Below are 17,887 nucleotides of genomic sequence, written 5' to 3' on the forward strand. Positions count from 1 at the left end.
CGGTTTGTAAATAGATAAAATGCTAAATTTTGCTGCGAAGGACTTTTGTTACGTGCGCATTACAATTATCGACAAAGTGTTGCAATTTGTCACAAGTTATTATATAATGTGTTTCGTAGCAAAGAACCAAATATTATCGGCTACCTAGAAACTTAATTTATTTTTTCATACACACACAAGGAGGGCGTCTATGAAATTATTTAAGAAAATGACTATTGCGATTTGCTCAGTTATGGCAGTTGCCAGTTTTCAAGTTTCTGTAATGGCAGCGTCTGATGCTATCATCGATAGAGAGGATATGATAATAGGAAGCACCCTAGGCTACAAAATGGTTGCTGGAGAAGCCGTAAAAGATGACTTCAACATATTTATAAACACAACTGTTCCATACAAAAATGAACAATTTCTAATTAGGGGAACAGACATAGCTTTTAATAAATCTCTATATGATAAAGACATAACACCAGATGGAACAGAAACTGTAGTTGCTAAATATTTGACGGATACGACCATACGAGTTGGCGTTACAAATATTTCTAGCGATAAAATGTTTATGGTTCCGTTATATCTAGAAGTGGTAGGTGAAAATCCCAGTGTAGAAATAGTTGGAAACGGTGGAATTAGCTCTCAAATTATTAATCTTTCGGAAGCTGCGGTCTCCGATMAAAATATAAAAATTGAATTTGGTAAAACTCGAAATATACCTATAGAAGGCGAGGGGTTTCTTGGAGAAGTTKCKATAGAAGAAGTTATTCCCGGAGCGTTAAAATCTCCAACAACAGTAATGCTAACTCTCGAAACCAACTCGGGGCTTGTTTTTGACACTCTAGTTGGGCACAAAATTAAGCTCGAGGGTAGCGCCGGGCTTGCAGGCACAGAAACTTGGGCAACAGTTACTGCAGTTACTGCAAATGATCAGCAATTAATACTCGAGTTGCCAAGCTTAGACGATAATAATATCAAGGGAAATATCAATATTATCGATTTACCTGTTAAACCAGAAAATCGAAAAGTAGGTGTTATCTGCGAGCAAGTATATCTTAACGTTTCTGCCAAYGATGTTACAAAACGTGGTGTAGTTTCTGACGTCGTTCCATATGATGTACATTTATCTTCAGATCAYCTCCAAACTTTTGTTGCAGGTGGAAAATCCGAAACAATCGAATTTGCTATCACAGAAAATGTTTCGGGATCGTTAGATAACGACTTAGATTTATTTATCTCAACAACCGGTGCGCAAATCATTAATTTCGAAGAACAAACTATAGATGGAATTAATTTTAAGGCCATAAAAGATTACAAAGGCAAAATTGTTGAGATTATCGGAAAGATGACTCCRGAATTTGATGAATCAATTTCAAACGATATCCACATCAACTTGGAATTAATAGCTGGGGTAAACGATCGCGGCGATGTTACGGTGGCTGTAGARTGCCGAAACTTTGCAGAAGACCTCTCCGTTCCTGTAGGCAAAATTGAAAATACGGTAAATGTTACCAAAAAGACTGCCAACTTAAAAATTGGTCTAAAAGATCAGATAGCCGGGGAGATCGTTATTGCCGAGAGCAAAGCCAATGTATTAGAAAAATATGAACAGATTATTGTAGAGATCGCTGAGGCCGAAGAAAATGATATCAGAATTAAAGATGCTCATGTTTATGCAACGAATGGCATCGAAGTTAAGTCCGAAATTATGGGCGATTATATTGTAATTGATATAACAAGACAATCGGCTGCACCCGGAAAAGTGGTGATTTCAGATCTCGAATTTACAGTAGGTCAAGATGCTCCATACGGTTCATATGATATCAAAGTGAGTGGCAGTGCCATTTCGGGTAAAAATGCAACTCTAAATCCAGCAAACTTTAAGGCTTCAACACAAGACCCTATAGTGGTAAAAAACTTTGCAGTACTCAGTCAAAATCTTATYAAGCCCGAAATTCGAGAGGTTGTTAAGGAAGTTCCTGTAAAAGTAGAGGTGGTTAAGGAAGTKATCAAAGAAGTTCCGGTAGAAGTAGAAGTCGAGAAGAAGGTAATCGTTCCTATCATCGATTTATATACCGAGTCAGTAACTAGGGGCAACATTGCAAGAGACCTCACTGCAACACCGGTTAAAACTGCAAACGGTAACTTGATGCTTGCTGTTCGCGAYATTGCAACGGTATTTGGATTAGACGAAAGCCAGGTTGTCTTCGTAGGCAAAAAAACCATCGTCAACGATGCGATAGAGATCGAGCAAGGCAGCGATGTTTTAAACATTGCCGGGCTCAAATTAAAAATGACCGATAAAGTTGCCAATATCGGTGGTCGTGCGTATGTACCGATTGAATATATGGCACTTGCTTTAGGCTCTCCAATCAAAATTAAATAAATTGGCTCTAGCATATACGAGGGTCACCATCGCGGTGATTGTATATGCTGGAGCTTTTTTTGCATAGGTTTGATACATATTTTGAGATTTCCAGTTTAGAAGTTAAGAAACTGCTCATAATATAACATGAGCAATATCAAAAATTCCAAAAAACATATGTGAAAGGATTATTAATATGAAAACACTATTTAACGATAACTGGTTTTTTTCAAGAAGTGATGACCCGATGGCAAAGGAACTAACTTTCAACCCTGCAGGCTTCACGCGTGTACGAATTCCTCATGATTGGAGCGTAGATTCACCTTTTGAAAAAGAGGCTATTGCAGGAGTTCGCTCTGGATATCTACAAACGGGGGTCGGCTGGTATCGCAAGCTTTTTGCTGTGACAAATGAAATGCTAGCGGGCAGAGTCGAAATACTATTTGATGGAATTTTTATGGATAGCAGTGTTTATATCAACGGCAAGCTTGTCGGAAACCGCCCATATGGATATATCAGTTTCTTCTATGATATTACAGAATTTTTGGTAGAGGGGAACAATTTGATTGCTATAAGAGTGGATTGTTCCAAAGAAGGCCAAACCCGCTGGTACAATGGCTCTGGTATATATCGCAACGTCTGGTTTATAAATACAAAAAGCGTTTATATCCCAACCTGGGCCGCCACGGTTACTACTAAGGTTAATAATAATATTGCAACTATCAATTATTCTCTCAAAATTGCTAACAAAAATGACGAACCTGCGGCCGTGGTTGCAAGCACCTATATCTATTGCCAAGGTAATGTTTTACTAAATGAGCGCCACAACGTTATAGTTGACAAGGAAACTACGATCAATCTAACCTTCGATATTGCAGATCCTCTTCTTTGGAGCGCTGATGACCCCAATTTGTATCAGCTAGAAACCAGGCTTATGCTAAACGGAACCGACATCATCGATAGCTTAAAAACTCCGTTCGGCATACGCACTATTGAATACAAATCAAAYGAGGGAATGTTTATAAACGGTATCCACACCAATCTCAAAGGCGTGTGCTTGCACCATGATGGTGGCGTCGTGGGAGCTGCAGTTCCAGATAGTATCAACCGCAAACGCATTATGCTACTAAAAGAGATGGGCTGCAATGCGATTCGAACGGCACATAATCCTTTTGCACCAGAATTTTATGAAATTTGCGATGAAGTTGGAATGATGGTAATGGACGAAATTTTTGATGGCTGGGAAACATCCAAAGTTCCAAACGACTATGGGCTATATTTTGATCAATGGTATGAGCGCGATGTTACAGATTTTATAACACGTGATAAAAACCATCCTTGCGTCGTGATGTGGTCCATTGGCAATGAGATGCTTAAGGTTAACTCGGMAACAACGCAAAAATTGCTAAATCTTGTTCATAAACTAGATCCTACACGCAAAGTCACTGCAGGCGTAAATGGCGTGGGGGCCGATCGTGAAAAATGCCGCATGATGACCGACATTGCAGGCTTCAACGACGGCGGAGGTGCTTGCTTTATATATGAGCAAAAGCATTTAGAAAGACCCGACCAACTGTTTGTTGCAACAGAAGCGCCTCATACGGGACAAACCAGGGGATTCTACCGCACTCAAACCTGGTGGAGAGATAAAAATCAGCCGCGCATCGAGATCCCAAATTTAACAGATGAGGAAATCTTCTTTGACGGACGCCCAGGTTACCAATCTTCATACGACAATAGCGGGGTTCGTGTATGCGTGCGTGATAGCTGGTCATACGTCGAAAAGATGCCATATCTAATCGGTGAATTTCGATGGGCAGGCATTGACTATTACGGCGAGAGCGAGTGGCCAAAACGCAAGAGTGAGTCCGGAGTAATCGATACAGCAAATTTTCCAAAGGATCACTATTATCTATACCAAAGCATGTGGCGCGACGTTACAGAACACCCAATGATTCATCTGCTACCGCATTGGACGCATCCCGAAATTACTGAAGGAACGATCATACCAGTCTGGGTATATACAAACTGCGACTCGGCAGAGCTAATTTTAAACGACATCAGCCTAGGCAAATGTGAAAAAGGCACCGCCAAACATCTGCAGTGGGACGTGCCATACCAGCCAGGAACTATCACGGCAATAGCGTATCGCAATAACGAAAAGGTTGCYCAAAAAAGCTACTCAACTGCTGCCGCACCAGCAGGATTTGAATTGGATAGCGACATTATAGAAGTTGACATTAATGGGATCAACACAGTTCAAGTGGATGTTACAGCTCTCGATGCCGCCGGAGTTTCCGTCCCTTATGCAGAAAACAATCTATATTTTTATCTGGAAGGTGACGCAGAGTTTGTTGGTACAGAAAATGGAGACCCGTTAGATCATACTCTTTTAACATCGCATACTCGCAGATTATTTTACGGCTTGGCTGCAGCGACCATACGACCTTGGAGCGAATACAAGCTCACCGTGGCGGGTATCATGGGCAACCGTATATTTAAAGATACAACGACTGCAACAATCGAGGCAATAGTTATAGATGAGCTAGATGACACTACAACTGCTAGACTAAAAATTTATTATACAACCAACGGTGACGAAGCGAATTTCAATTCAATAGTATACGATGGCCCTATCGAAATTTCGGAGACAACAATGATCAACGCCGCGTTCTACAAGAAAAATAAATTGCTATTTAGATTAAACGAACTATTTGTAAAAGGTGAGCGAATTCCTTATATCGATACGGCTCACACTAACAAAACTCCCGTTGGAGATATACCAGATGGGCCATTCGATAAAGAAGCAGTGGGAGTTTGGAGCTACGAGAGTGGCATAGACTATGAATTTTTGCCAGATGGAACAGTTGTGTTGCTAGTAGATAAGGATAACAAACAGTTGGTGGGGCATTGGTGGTACAATTACCCAACCGATATGTTCGAAATCGAGGACTATGCAGGAACTGGAGAAATTTGGTATCTAACTGGTGCAAAAGAGAAACTTGAGCTTACATCCCAAAAAGCTGATAAACTAAAAATGGGTAATAAAKCTAAAGGAATTCGTATGCCTGATCAAGAAGTGATTTTGACTAAAAAATAAGCTATATCTGCTGTTAGACTTGCTGCCACATTAGAAAAGAGGAATAATTATGTTGATAGATTTTAGTAAAAAGAAATTTGATATAATCATTGCCGCAGGACAGTCCAATTGYGAAGGTGCAGGCATCGGAGAYGTTGAAGATCCTTATGCTCCAAAAAATAACGTTTGGTCGATGAACGATTTTGTAATTGCCAAGGCCACAGAGCGCATTAAAGGAAATACGCTTAGAGGAAGATTTGTATTACACTTTGCAGAYGAATATTTGAATGCCGGTTTGCTAGATGCAGATAGAGAGATTCTTATAATCAGCGCGGCTCAAGGTGGYACCGGATTTGCCACACACGAGTGGAATCGTGGCGATGCATTAGCGGTTAGAATGTTGGAGATGACCAAAACAGCTCTTGAACTAAATACCGAAAATAAAATCGTTGCCTTYTTGTGGCATCAAGGGGAGCGAGAAGTTTCTCATAATATGACTGCCGAAGCGCATCTGAACAATGTACGGATACTTTTAGGCGATTTGCAAGCAGCCTTTGGGAAAAATTTTCCTATGATAACTGCAGATTTGGTGCCTATATGGAAAGCCGAAAARGGCGAGTTAGCTACAAAAATTTCTGATGCTACTAGGCAAGCTTTTGCRGAGGTGGGCGGAAGTTTTGTCGATACAGATGGCCTCACATCTAATTTTGAGGAGGTTGCGGGTTCGCATGAAAAAATTCACTTTTCACGAAAAGCTGTCAAGGAGTTGGGGCAACGCTACTTTGCGGCATACAATAATAAGAGGGAATAAACTATGACTATAATTAAAAATGCTATTGTATATGATCCCTATCTCCTGGGAGTGAAAGATATATTAATTGAGGGCGATAAAATTATTGCTATTGCCAACGACATTTTTGTAAACTCGAATGCACTTCAGGTCGAAGTCATTGATGCAGCAGGAAAAATTGTGTTGCCAGGATATATCGATCAACACGTGCATGTTATTGGCGGCGGAGGAGAAGCGGGATTTAAGAGCCGTACTCCAGAAGTGGTTTTATCTGATATTGTAAAGGCCGGAGTTACTACAGTTATCGGAGTTTTGGGAACCGATGCGACAACTAGATCTCTCGAGAGTTTGCTAGCCAAAGTGCGTGCTCTAGATGAAGAGGGAGTTTCGGCGTATATGCTAACGGGTGCGTACGAAGTGCCGATCCCAACCCTATTTGCAGATGCAAGGCGCGACATTATTTTGATCGATAAAATCTTGGGCGTTGGCGAAGTTGCGATATCAGACCATCGCTCATCGCTAGCCACTTTCGATGAAATCAAGCGAATTGTAACACAAGCTCGAGTCGGCGGAATGCTCTCTGGAAAGGCTGGAGTGATTCAGTTTCATGTCGGTGATGGCAACAGCAAACTTTCTATGCTATTCGATATAATCGATCAAACCGAAGTGCCTGCATGCCATTTAATTCCAACGCATGTCAATAGATCTAAGGCGCTTTTAACATCGGCTATGGACTTTGCCAAAAAGGGTGGGTATATCGATATCACTTCCTGCATGGGGCCTGCCGATATGTCCGCATCGAAAGCAATACGAATGTGCTTCGACCATGGCGTTCCAATATCTCAAATTACAATGAGCTCCGATGGAAACGGAAGCCAAACCAAATACGATGCGTTGGGCAAAGTGAYAGGTCTAACCTCCGCTAGTATGGCGACGCTTCATGCGGCGGTCAAAGCTGCCATAACCAAAGAGAAGGTACCAGCCGAAGATGTGTTTGCGATAGTGACTAAAAACGTTGCAAAGGCGAATGGACTGTGGCCTCACAAAGGTGCCATTGCTATTGGAAGCGATGCCGATTTGCTTTTTTTAACTGCAGCATATGATATTTGCGATCTGATGGCAAAAGGAAAGTTTATGATTCGGGATAAAAAATTATTGACTAAGGGAACTTTTGAGTAAACAAAAAAAGACACGACTGAATTTTTGCCGTGTCTAAACTTTAATTTAGATTTTTTCTTTTCGAGCACCCAAGTTGAAGTCTGCAAATTCGACCAGATCACCACCAATTAACGGTTTGGCCCATTCTACAAACGCCGTAGTTACATCGTTGCCACGCGCGTTGATAAATTCTGCTGGTACAATTTTTTCACCCATCATCACTTCGCTAATAGGAATTAAAATTGTTTCGGATTTATACGGGTCTGTAGAAATGCGCTTAAAGCCAACCATCATTCCTGTTTGACCTTCCAACACAGCTCTCAATGCTGCTCTTCCAGCATCCACCGCTTCTGAAACATCTGTAGTAGACTGATTTACAACCGATGCGCGTCCCGTAATGCCAGGCTTTTCGCTTCGAGCTTTGATGCCCAACTCTTTGATTACCAGATTGGCAAGGTGCGTTCCAACGTCTCCGGTGTATACGGCGCGTTCTGTTCTAAAGACCAGTGGGGCAACTGGTTCGCCCGCTTCATTTGTCAGGCCTTCGCTAACTGCAACTACAACGCCACCATATTGCTCATGTAATCGTTCTACATCTTCCAAAAATTCTTTCTCGTTAAACGGTCGCTCTGGCAGATATATTAAATGTGGCGCATCTCCAGGTTTGCGTCTCGCCAGGGCTGCTGCTGCCGTGATCCATCCTGCGTTTCGGCCCATCGATTCGACAACACTCACGTGGATAGGCATAGACTTAACATCTTCTCCAATGTCCTTAACTGTCTGAGCAATAAATCGCGCGGCACTGCCATATCCTGGCGAGTGATCAGTTACAAATATATCGTTATCAATTGTCTTCGGAATTCCAATAACTCCTATTCCTTTGTCCTTTGCCACTTCGTAAATCTTTCCGCAAGTGTCCATAGAGCCGTTTCCGCCATTAAATAAGACCCATCTAATATCGTATTTGTCAAATATTTCCAACATTTTAGCGTATTCTTTTTCATACAGAGGAAATCGTGATGTACCCAACGCAGATGCGGGGGTGTGAAGCAATTTTTCGATCTCAGCTTCAGGAATCTCTTTTAAATCTATAAAGTTTTCGGTTAAGATGCCACTACTTCCGCCAACTGCTCCATAAACCTTATCAATTTCTGGATATTTTTTTGCCTCTGTAATTACACCATAAAGAGATGCGTTGATTACAGAAGTGGGGCCACCGCCATGTGCTATTAATAAATTTGCCAAAGTAAAAACCTCCCTAAAATTTGATACATTTATCATAGCAAAACTGGCTGTAATTTTCAAGGGCTAGTATGAAACGATACCCAAAATCGATGCTTATTTGGCAGGAGCAAAGTCACGCAAAATGTTTGCCATTATSACAGGGTTGGAATATTCGTTAGACGGATCCATCTCAAAGTCTGAGAAAAATGTTACGCCCGAAACTGCGACCTTTGCACCRCTGACTAATGTTTCAATTGCTAACGCGACAGTATCTCCTACGGCTACGCTATCATTTTGCATATCAGCATCGGAGCTCTCGGATGTGGCATGGGCTCGAACTATGGTTGCTGCCTCGTTTGCCAAAACCGTGTTTCCGCTATAAAAACTAAATTTGGATTGCTTCACACCATCGGTATACTCGCTTTTTGCATTATAATCGTCTAGATATAATCTGTATACTTGCCCGCCATTTCTAGTTTGGTCAATCATTTGGTCGTCGTTGAATCTGGCTGTTGCCCCGATTGCTTCCAAAATGGCATTGCCCTGCGCAGCGTTGCCGAACTCCCCAGCTGCATCGCCGTARTCTGCTTTCGATGTGATAATCAGGTTTCCGCCACCGTCGGTATACTTCTTTATTGCAGCAAGCTCTGATTCGCTATAGCTATATCCCGGATCCTTGCTTTGCGCATCTGTGATTATTAGCAAGTCTATTCCGGCTAACACATCGTCGGTAATAGTTTTTTTATTAATCTTAGCAACTCCGCCATTTTCTTGAATTAATTCTGTTGTGAAATGCATATTGTCGATGTATCCACCCGTTACATAGGCATTATTTTTGGAGCCGTCAATCAATACTCGAGTTACATCTTCCGCTTCCACTCCGGTAACTGTCAGATCTTTCATAAATACTCGAAACTCCCCATTTATCGTAGCTTCCATTGATGCTGTAATCATATTTGGCCCTACATCGTCTATAGAAATTGTTGCAACACTGTTTGCCATATCTGATTTAGCGACGTCGCCTACTATGGCTGTTGTTACCACTTCGCCGTCTACCCAATATTTCACTAGCGCATCTTCCATTGCGTAACTTTCATTATTATAGAGCACGACTTCGACTTCTACATCATCGCCCACAATGGCTTTTTGTGAACTAGATTTAATGGCAGAAATTCCCAAGTTTTCTTTGTTGCCAATCCATATCGGTGCTGTCACGGCGATATCTCCATCTGTTTGCGTTACTCTCAAATAAAAATATGTAGAATCAATGGTGGGGTCTAGTGAAAATTTCCATATACCCTCTGTAGCTGCAGCTGCCACTTTGCCGCCGTCAGTAATTAGCTCCACTTTTTTTAGCCCGTCTGTTTCGTCTGGGTCATACACAATAATGGCAAAGTCCAATGCGTCTTGATTCTCCAAAATGGATCCCATCGTGTGCCCGTTTAATTTATATGAGATTGCCAAGTTTTCATCTTCTGTTGCATACACTCGCATGTTGCGCAAGGCATCGTAAACCGATTCTCGAGTTAGCTCCACCGCTTCTATAACTGTACGCGCTGTATTGGCATCCCCCCACTCACCAGCGTGATTGTCTTGTCCGTTGGTTGGCGCCAGGTGCCATCCCATATCTAAGGCTTTCGTATAATATTCATACGAAGGGTAATATCCGCTCCCTCTAACATCGCCCTCGCCATTTGCAACTTCTATTAGTGTCACAACTTTATCAGCCTCCTTGCTATAGTAGCCAAAGTTTGCAAAGTCGCCAAACGCATTTCCCGGATGATTCATTTGCGATACAGATCCAGGGATCGTTGCCAATGTAGCGTAATAGTTTTTTAGGTCCATTTCCTTGTTATTTCGGCTCTCAAAGCCAGGTGTATTATATGTATTCATATGGCCCCATTTACCGGTGCTAGCAGACCAAGTCATCTCAAATGCATATATGGCGGCAAAGTGACCTGCTTCGTTATATTTATTTGCTGTTGCTAATCCGGTTTGCCACTCTGTGCTGGCAGTGCCATCTGAAATCGATACTGCAAAATCATTATCAAGTTGATTTGAATGGTCTGTAATAGCCAAAAAGTCGACTCCAGCTTCTTCGCGTGCGTATATGTAGGCCTCGTCCACACTGCCTTGTCCATCAGAAAAACTGGTATGTGAATGAAGCTGCCCATAATATAAATTAACATCGGCTGCAAAAATTATAGTTGAACTTAGAAAATATGTAGCAATAATTAAAGCGTTTCGTAATTTCATATATATATTCTCCTAATTTTAAACTTTTATATTTTATATTTATGCGATTTTCCTAGCTTTATGACTAGGCTTACCAATTAAGGCAAGCCTATCGAATTATAAATTAGCTAAAATATATTCTGTAATATCCAAACATTTTGAATCCGCTACATTTCCTGTAACTTTAATTTTCTGGTTGGCTTCTCCTAATATAGTAGCCAGCTTATTTGCTTTGTCTATAAATCCAATATGTCTTAGCATGATTTCTGCCGCTTTGATCAGGCTAGACGGGTTTGCGTATTCGGCAAGTCCGAGCTCTATAAGCCTAGGTGCAGATCCATGAACGGCTTCAAACATAGCATAGCGATCGCCAATATTTGCGCTTCCTGCAGTGCCCACGCCTCCTTGTATTTGTGCCGCTTCATCTGTTATAATGTCTCCATACAAGTTAGGCAAAACAAACACTTCGAATGATGCTCTCTCAGCTGTATCAAGTAGCTTTGCTGTCATAATATCAATAAAATATTCGTCTACCTGAATTTCTGGATACTCTTTTGCGACTTCCATGCATACTGACCAAAATTTACCGTCAGTTTTTTTTAGAATATTCGATTTGGTAACAACGGTTACTCGTTTTTTGCCATTATCTCTTGCATATTTAAATGCCGCCCTTGCTATTCTCTCGGTTCCGGGAGCGGTAATTACGCGAAAATCAAATACCAAGTCGTCTGAAATCTCAATTCCTCTACTGCCTAAAACATACGCTCCTTCGGTATTTTCTCTAAAGAACATCCAGTCTATGCCTTCGTCTCTTAGAATAACCGGGCGAACGTTTGCATATAAATCGAGTTCTCGACGTAAAGTTACGTTTGCGCTTTCTATATTTTTGGCGCTTCCACCACTAGGAGTGGTTGTTGGGCCTTTTAGTAATACATCGCACGTTTTGATTTCTGCTAATACATCGTCGGGAACTGCCATATTTTTTGCTAGACGGTTTTCGATTGTCAGGCCTTGAATTTCTTTTAGCACAATCTTTTTTGACTCTAATTCATCTGCCAAAAGTTTTTGCAATACCCTAATAGTAGCGTCGGTAATTATGGGGCCTATGCCGTCTCCGCTGCAATAACCTATTACAATCTGATCTTTGAAATTTACTGCTGCAGGTTTATTTTTGAGGCGTTCAACCCGCTCGAGTTGCTCTTTAACTAATTGCAAAAAATGTTGTTCAGCTTCCATTTTACTCTCCGTTCTAATTATTCATAAAATTTTTTTGCCTAGCAACTTCGTATAATACAATGCTTGTGGCTATGGCAGCGTTCAGAGATTCTAGATTATCGCGGGTAGGGATTTTAATCGTTGAGTCAGCTTGTGCTCGCGTATATTCACTTATCCCTGTTGCTTCGTTTCCGATTACGATTGCTGAAGAGCCATCAAATTTTGTTGTATACAAATTGTTCGACTGATACAGATCTGTTGCGTAAATTTTAACCTTGTTTTCTCTAAAGAAATCTACATAGCTAGTCATTTCATAGTTTCGTATGATGTCTATTTTGGAAATTGCTCCCATGGTAGCACGAACGACTTTGGGTGAATATAGTTCAACGCAATCTTTAGTTAGAAAAATAGCGTCCACAAAAAGTCCATATGCTGTTCTTACAATAGTTCCTAAATTGCCAGGGTCTTTAATTCCTTCTAATATTAAATATGTTCCATTTTGCTTAATGGTAAAATCATTTAGAGATTTATTTCGTTGCTTTACTATGGCCATAAGCCCTTGTGGAGTTTTTGTATCGCTGATGTGCGTATATACATTATCAGAAACCGTTATCCACTGAGTCTTTGGGTTATAGTCTGAYTTATCGATATTTTGTGTTGCGATAAAATACAATATTTCCATAGTATTTGCCAGGTCGTGGACAGCACGAGTTCCYTCSACAACAAAGAGAGATTCTTTTTGCCTAGTGCTTTTTTTTGATTGCAGTTCTTTAACGTTCTTTATAATAGGGTTCGTAATGCTTGTAATATTTTTATCTTCCATTTATTTGTTCAACGCCTTAATCTTTTCATTTGCTCCGACAACTACCAGAACATCGTCTTTGTTAAAAATATAATCTGGTCTTGGAGAAATGTCAAGGCGGCCCTTTCCTTGGATTGCGATAACATTTATGCCATACTTGCTTCGTAAATTAACATCGATAATACTGTTGCCTACCCATTCAACAAGCACTGGTACTTCGGCTATGCTATAATCTGCCGATAGCTGAATGTGCTCTATTATGCTTCCCGATATTAGAGTTGTAGCAACTCTTCGACCCATGTCCAACTCTGGCTGAATCACGCGGTCGGCACCAATTTTTTTTAAAACCTTTTCATGGATCGCATTTGTGGCTTTTGCCATCACATATTTTATACCCAGCTCTTTTAATATAAGCGTCGTCATAACACTAGATTGTATGTCGTTTCCTATGGCGACCACTCCCACGTCAAACTCTTTTATGCCCAACGCACGCACTGCCTCCATATCTGTTGTATCAGCCTGAATCGTGTGTGTTGCGATATTAGACAATTCCTGAACTCTATCTTCGTCTCGATCTATCGCCAAAACTTCGTACCCAGAATTTGCTAATGCCGTTGCCAAGCTGGTGCCAAATTTGCCTAATCCACATACTACAAACTGTTTTCTTTTCATAAATCCTCCTTAACCGACCAAAACTTTTTCCTCTGGATATTGAAGCCCCACAGGATTTTTTGCTGCACGCACTATAAGAGCCACCCCAACAGTGATCAATCCAACTCTGCCTATAAACATCAGTGCAATAATAACTAGCTTTCCTGTAAAACTCAGGGAGCTGGTTATTCCAAGTGTTAATCCCACTGTCGCAAATGCCGAAACAGTCTCAAACAAAAGCTCAATAAACGTCGCATCTTCAGAAAATGTTAATATGGTGAGCGCAATCATTACTATCAATATAGCAATTGTCATGATTGTAAGCGATTTTAAAATTTGATCTGTACTGATTTTTTTCTTAAAAACAACAACACTACTATCTCCTTTTAATACAGAAACGGCACACAAAACCAAAACTCCCAATGTAACCGTTTTGATACCCCCAGCAGTTCCGGCGGGCGATCCACCCACAAACATTAGCATCACGGTCATGAGCTTCGAGCCCAATGTAAGCTCATCCAAAGCCAAAGTGTTAAACCCTGCTGTTCTAGGCGACACAGATTGAAACATTGCCGCTGTAATTTTATCAGCAAAGGAAAGCGACCCCAATGTTGCTGGATTGTTATATTCCGCTATAAAAAAGAAAATGAATCCACCTAAAATTAAAACTATCGTTATAATCCATACAAGTTTCGTATGTAGTGAAAGTTTATAAAATGTTTGTCTCCAAGTAAAATGTTCTGCAAGCTCCGATTTGGTTTTTAAAACATTATAAGTATCTAACCAAACTGTATATCCCAGTCCACCCAAAATAATCAAGATCATTATAGAATAACTAAACCACTCGTTTTGTACGTATGGCATTAAGCTATTATTTCCAACCAAATCAAATCCCGCATTACAAAATGCTGAAATCGAGTGAAATATAGAATACCAAATTCCGGTAACAAACCCATATTCTGGCACAAAGACAAAGCTTAAGCACAATGCCCCTATCCCCTCTATCAATAAGGTTAATTTAACAATAAGCAATGTAAATTTTACAACCCCTGATGTAGTATTAAAACTCAATGCTTCTTGCATTAACAGTCGGTTCTTAAACGAAATCTTTTTTCCTGTTACCACAAAGATCATGCTCACCAGCGTCATAAATCCTAGCCCACCTATTTGTATGCACAAGATAATAACAATCTTGCCAAACAACGACCAATACGCTAATGTGTTTTCAACAACTAACCCTGTCACGCAAACTGCAGAAGTTGAAGTAAACAATGCTGTCAACCAGGGAGTAACCACTCGTGATGTAGTGCTGATTGGCAACATCAACAATGCTGTTCCCGCAGCTATTAATCCCAAAAATCCAAAGATCAATATCTGAGCAGGTCCAAATTTAATTCGCCCACCACCAGGGTCTTTTTCTGCGAAATTGTTTAATGTATCCAATTCCATCTATTACACCTCTTTTTATAAAGAACGAAGCCAATTACCGCGCTTCGTCCTTTGCTATTTTTTATTCTGGTACTACAACTCCGTTATAAACTAGCCCTTCTTCTGTATCAATTGTAATAGTACGGCCTTTCTTTACTGTATCTGTGGCGTTGCCAGCTGCATAAACCACAGGAATGTCCAAAGTTCTTCCCACTATAGCGGCGTGATTATTTTCTTCTGGTGTTGCATCTTCGACGATAATCGCTGACGCTTTCTTCATAAATGGTAAAAACTCGTTGTCGGTGCTTCTAGTTACCAAAATATTTCCATGAACAAACGTTTCTTCGGCTTCTTCTACAACATTGGCAACACAAGCCTTTCCGGTTACAATGCCCCTGCCGCAGCCAAGCCCTCTTGCTAAAATATTGCCCACATACTGTACTTTCAAAATATTTGTGGTTCCGGCGACTCCAACTGGAATACCTGCTGTAATAACTACTACATCTCCTTGCTTTGCCAATCCCGCATTTTCTGCTGTTACAACGGCTTTGGCAAAAACCTGATCTGTCTCTTCTTTTTCGATTGCTATTAAATGTGGAGAGCAGCCCCAAACCAGATTAAGTTGCCTATATGTCATGGCTTCTGTTGTACACGCAACTATTGGTGATAGAGGCTTAAACTTTGCAACAGCGCGGGCAGAGTACCCAGATTTAGTTACTGTGATTATAGCTGCCGCATCCAATTGCAATGCAGCTTGGCACGTAGCGCTACTCATAGCGTGAGTCATACTAAGTGAAGACACATTCTTATATGATAGGTTATAGATATCTTTGGCTTCTTCGGCTTCTATGGCAATCTTAGCCATCATAGTCAGTGCCTCTATTGGGTAATCGCCTTTTGCGGTTTCTCCAGAAAGCATTATAGCAGAAGTTCCATCAAATATGGCGTTGGCAACGTCGCTTACTTCGGCTCGGGTTGGTCGCGGATTTACAACCATAGACTCTAACATTTGCGTCGCGGTTACCACGGGTTTTCCCGCAAGATTGGCTTTTTTGATCAAACTTTTTTGAATCATAGGCACTTCTTCAGCTGGAATTTCAACTCCCAAATCTCCTCGTGCGACCATGATTCCATCTGCAACTTGCAAAATCGCATCGATATTATCAACGCCCTCGCGATTTTCAATTTTGGCTATAATGTGAACGCCGCGTCCACCATTTTCTTCCAGAATATTCCTAATTCTAATGATATCAGAAGCTCTTCGTATAAAAGATGCAGCTATAAAGTCGAACCCCATTTTGGCGCCCAAGGCAATATCAGAAATATCTTTTTCGGTTAGCGATGGTAAATTTAAACGCACATTTGGGATATTAACCCCTTTTCTAGAGCCCAAATGGCTACCGTTTTTAACAACGCAAATAATATCGTTGCCCTTAATTTCTTTTACTACCAACTCAATTAAGCCGTCATCCAATAAAATTATGTCGTCTTTTTTTAAATCGTGTGGCAGATCTTTATACGTTATGCTAGTTTTTTGCGTTGTTCCTTCCACTTCATCTGTTGTGAGTGTAAAAAGTTGACCTGTCTTTAACTCAATTTCTCCATCGCCTGCGACAACTCCGGTTCTAATTTCAGGGCCTTTGGTATCCAAAACTAATGCAGTAGGAGTTCCTAGCTCTTCGCGTACTTTCATAACGCGCTTGGCTGTTTCAGAATGAATCTTTTGGTTATCGTGTGAAAAGTTTAACCTGATTGCACTCGCTCCTGCATTAATAATTTTCTTTAGAGATTCTTCGTCCCTAGTTTTTGGTCCCACTGTTGCAATAATTTTAGTTCTTCGCATATTTCTCTCCAATTACATTTATTTTATACTTAAAATTTTTGTTGCTCGTAATCTTAACTCATTAATATCTTTTTTCATTTGTAAAGCTTCATTGATATCAAAATCTAAATATTGCCCATCGGAATATCCCACAACTCGTTTGGCTGCACCTTGCATCAATAAATCGACCGCATATATACCCATCAACGATGCGTGCATTCTATCTACCGCGGTAGGTGAGCCGCCCCTTTGCAAATGCCCCAAAACGGTAACTCGCGATTCGATTCCTGTAATGTGTTCTATTGTATGTGCCAATTCTTGGCAATGTCCCACGCCCTCTGCCACGATAATGAGAAAGTGCTTTTTGCCGCGATTTCTGTTCTCTACAATACTTTTCACAATTTCTTCTGATGTTTTGCGTTCTTCTTCTGGCAGTAATACGATTTCCGCACCAGTTGCAATGGCGCACCATAGGGCTATATATCCAGCGCGGCGTCCCATAACTTCTACTATAGAGCATCGGCTATGTGATGAAGACGTATCCAAAATTTTATTGATTGCGTCCATGGCAGTGTTAACTGCTGTATCAAAACCTATTGTGTAGTGTGTACACGCAATATCCAGGTCTATTGTTCCCGGAATCCCAATAGTGTTTATTCCGAGGTTAGCGAGCTTTTCGGCACCCTGAAATGAACCGTCGCCTCCAATTACAACTAAGCCCTCTATTCCAAAAACTCTACACATATCTGCTCCGCGTTCTTGGTACGCAGGCTCCATAAACTCTTTGCAACGAGCAGTTTGCAAAATAGTTCCGCCTCTTTGAATAATGTCTGAAACATCTCTTGATTTAAGAGAAATAACATCTCCGGCCAGCAATCCTTTAAAGCCATTTTTAATTCCCACAACTTCAGCGCCGTAAGATAGTCCTGTTCGAACCACTGATCGAATTGCCGCGTTCATTCCTGGCGCGTCTCCGCCACTGGTCATAACTCCAATTTTTTTGATTCTAGGATTTGCATTACTCATTGTTTTAACCTCCAAATTATTTGACTTATAGCCTTAGTATCAGTATTTTACAAATGTTAGAGTTTTATACTTCCCCATTCTACTAAAATATCTCAATAAAATCAACG

Annotated in this window: 12 protein-coding genes; 4 read left to right on the forward strand and 8 right to left on the reverse strand. The window is 40.8% G+C overall.

What is annotated here, in order from left to right:
* Positions 1-190: 190 nt before the first annotated feature.
* From EPU_RS09575 to iadA, 4 genes are all read left to right on the forward strand, one after another.
* The gene (locus EPU_RS09575; protein WP_029488319.1) at positions 191-2,371 is read left to right on the forward strand and encodes a stalk domain-containing protein; all 2,181 of its coding nucleotides are present in this window, start codon (positions 191-193) and stop codon (positions 2,369-2,371) included.
* A gap of 175 nt (positions 2,372-2,546) precedes the next feature.
* Positions 2,547-5,450: a glycoside hydrolase family 2 TIM barrel-domain containing protein gene (locus EPU_RS12210; protein ID WP_052296502.1), complete on the forward strand. Its 2,904-nt coding sequence runs from the start codon at positions 2,547-2,549 to the stop codon at positions 5,448-5,450.
* Between the two features lie 49 nt (positions 5,451-5,499).
* Complete coding sequence (locus EPU_RS09590) at positions 5,500-6,240, forward strand: sialate O-acetylesterase (RefSeq protein WP_029488320.1); 741 nt, start codon at positions 5,500-5,502, stop codon at positions 6,238-6,240.
* Positions 6,241-6,243: 3 nt separating this feature from the next.
* A complete protein-coding gene (iadA, locus tag EPU_RS09595; RefSeq protein ID WP_010168829.1) occupies positions 6,244-7,398 on the forward strand; it encodes a beta-aspartyl-peptidase in 1,155 nt (384 codons plus the stop codon).
* Between the two features lie 45 nt (positions 7,399-7,443).
* Here the strand turns inward: iadA and EPU_RS09600 are convergent, their stop codons facing one another.
* The 8 genes from EPU_RS09600 to pfkA all read right to left on the reverse strand — a co-directional run bounded on the left by EPU_RS09600 (position 7,444) and on the right by pfkA (position 17,780).
* Positions 7,444-8,622: a 6-phosphofructokinase gene (locus EPU_RS09600; RefSeq protein ID WP_010168830.1), complete on the reverse strand. Its 1,179-nt coding sequence runs from the start codon at positions 8,620-8,622 to the stop codon at positions 7,444-7,446.
* Positions 8,623-8,715: 93 nt separating this feature from the next.
* Positions 8,716-10,857 carry a CehA/McbA family metallohydrolase gene (locus tag EPU_RS09605; RefSeq protein WP_029488321.1) on the reverse strand — a complete coding sequence of 714 codons (2,142 nt, stop codon included), beginning with the start codon at positions 10,855-10,857 and terminating at the stop codon, positions 8,716-8,718.
* Positions 10,858-10,953: 96 nt separating this feature from the next.
* On the reverse strand, positions 10,954-12,072 hold the full coding sequence (locus EPU_RS09610; protein WP_010168833.1) for an isocitrate/isopropylmalate family dehydrogenase: 1,119 nt from the start codon (positions 12,070-12,072) through the stop codon (positions 10,954-10,956).
* Positions 12,073-12,085: 13 nt separating this feature from the next.
* Positions 12,086-12,874, reverse strand: a complete 789-nt coding sequence (locus EPU_RS09615) for a TrmH family RNA methyltransferase (protein WP_029488323.1) — start codon at positions 12,872-12,874, stop codon at positions 12,086-12,088.
* Entirely contained in the window at positions 12,875-13,525 is a 651-nt protein-coding gene (locus EPU_RS09620) for a potassium channel family protein (protein WP_010168837.1), read from the reverse strand.
* Positions 13,526-13,534: 9 nt separating this feature from the next.
* Positions 13,535-14,953, reverse strand: coding sequence for a TrkH family potassium uptake protein (locus EPU_RS09625; RefSeq protein ID WP_010168839.1), 1,419 nt, complete (start codon positions 14,951-14,953; stop codon positions 13,535-13,537).
* 61 nt (positions 14,954-15,014) lie between these two features.
* Positions 15,015-16,775, reverse strand: a complete 1,761-nt coding sequence (gene pyk, locus EPU_RS09630; RefSeq protein ID WP_010168841.1) for a pyruvate kinase — start codon at positions 16,773-16,775, stop codon at positions 15,015-15,017.
* 18 nt (positions 16,776-16,793) lie between these two features.
* Positions 16,794-17,780, reverse strand: a complete 987-nt coding sequence (pfkA, locus tag EPU_RS09635) for a 6-phosphofructokinase (RefSeq protein WP_010168843.1) — start codon at positions 17,778-17,780, stop codon at positions 16,794-16,796.
* Between the last annotated feature and the right edge of the window lie 107 nt (positions 17,781-17,887).

This window comes from Candidatus Epulonipiscium viviparus (assembly GCF_000171335.1).
Lineage (GTDB): Bacteria > Bacillota > Clostridia > Lachnospirales > Cellulosilyticaceae > Epulonipiscioides > Epulonipiscioides viviparus.

Excerpts from the sequence above, each read along its gene's own strand:
- EPU_RS09610 (WP_010168833.1), bottom strand. The coding sequence starts at position 12,072 with ATGGAAGCTGAACAACATTTTTTGCAATTAGTTAAAGAGCAACTCGAG.
- EPU_RS09620 (WP_010168837.1), bottom strand. The coding sequence starts at position 13,525 with ATGAAAAGAAAACAGTTTGTAGTATGTGGATTAGGCAAATTTGGCACC.
- EPU_RS09625 (WP_010168839.1), bottom strand. The coding sequence starts at position 14,953 with ATGGAATTGGATACATTAAACAATTTCGCAGAAAAAGACCCTGGTGGT.
- pyk (WP_010168841.1), bottom strand. The coding sequence starts at position 16,775 with ATGCGAAGAACTAAAATTATTGCAACAGTGGGACCAAAAACTAGGGAC.
- pfkA (WP_010168843.1), bottom strand. The coding sequence starts at position 17,780 with ATGAGTAATGCAAATCCTAGAATCAAAAAAATTGGAGTTATGACCAGT.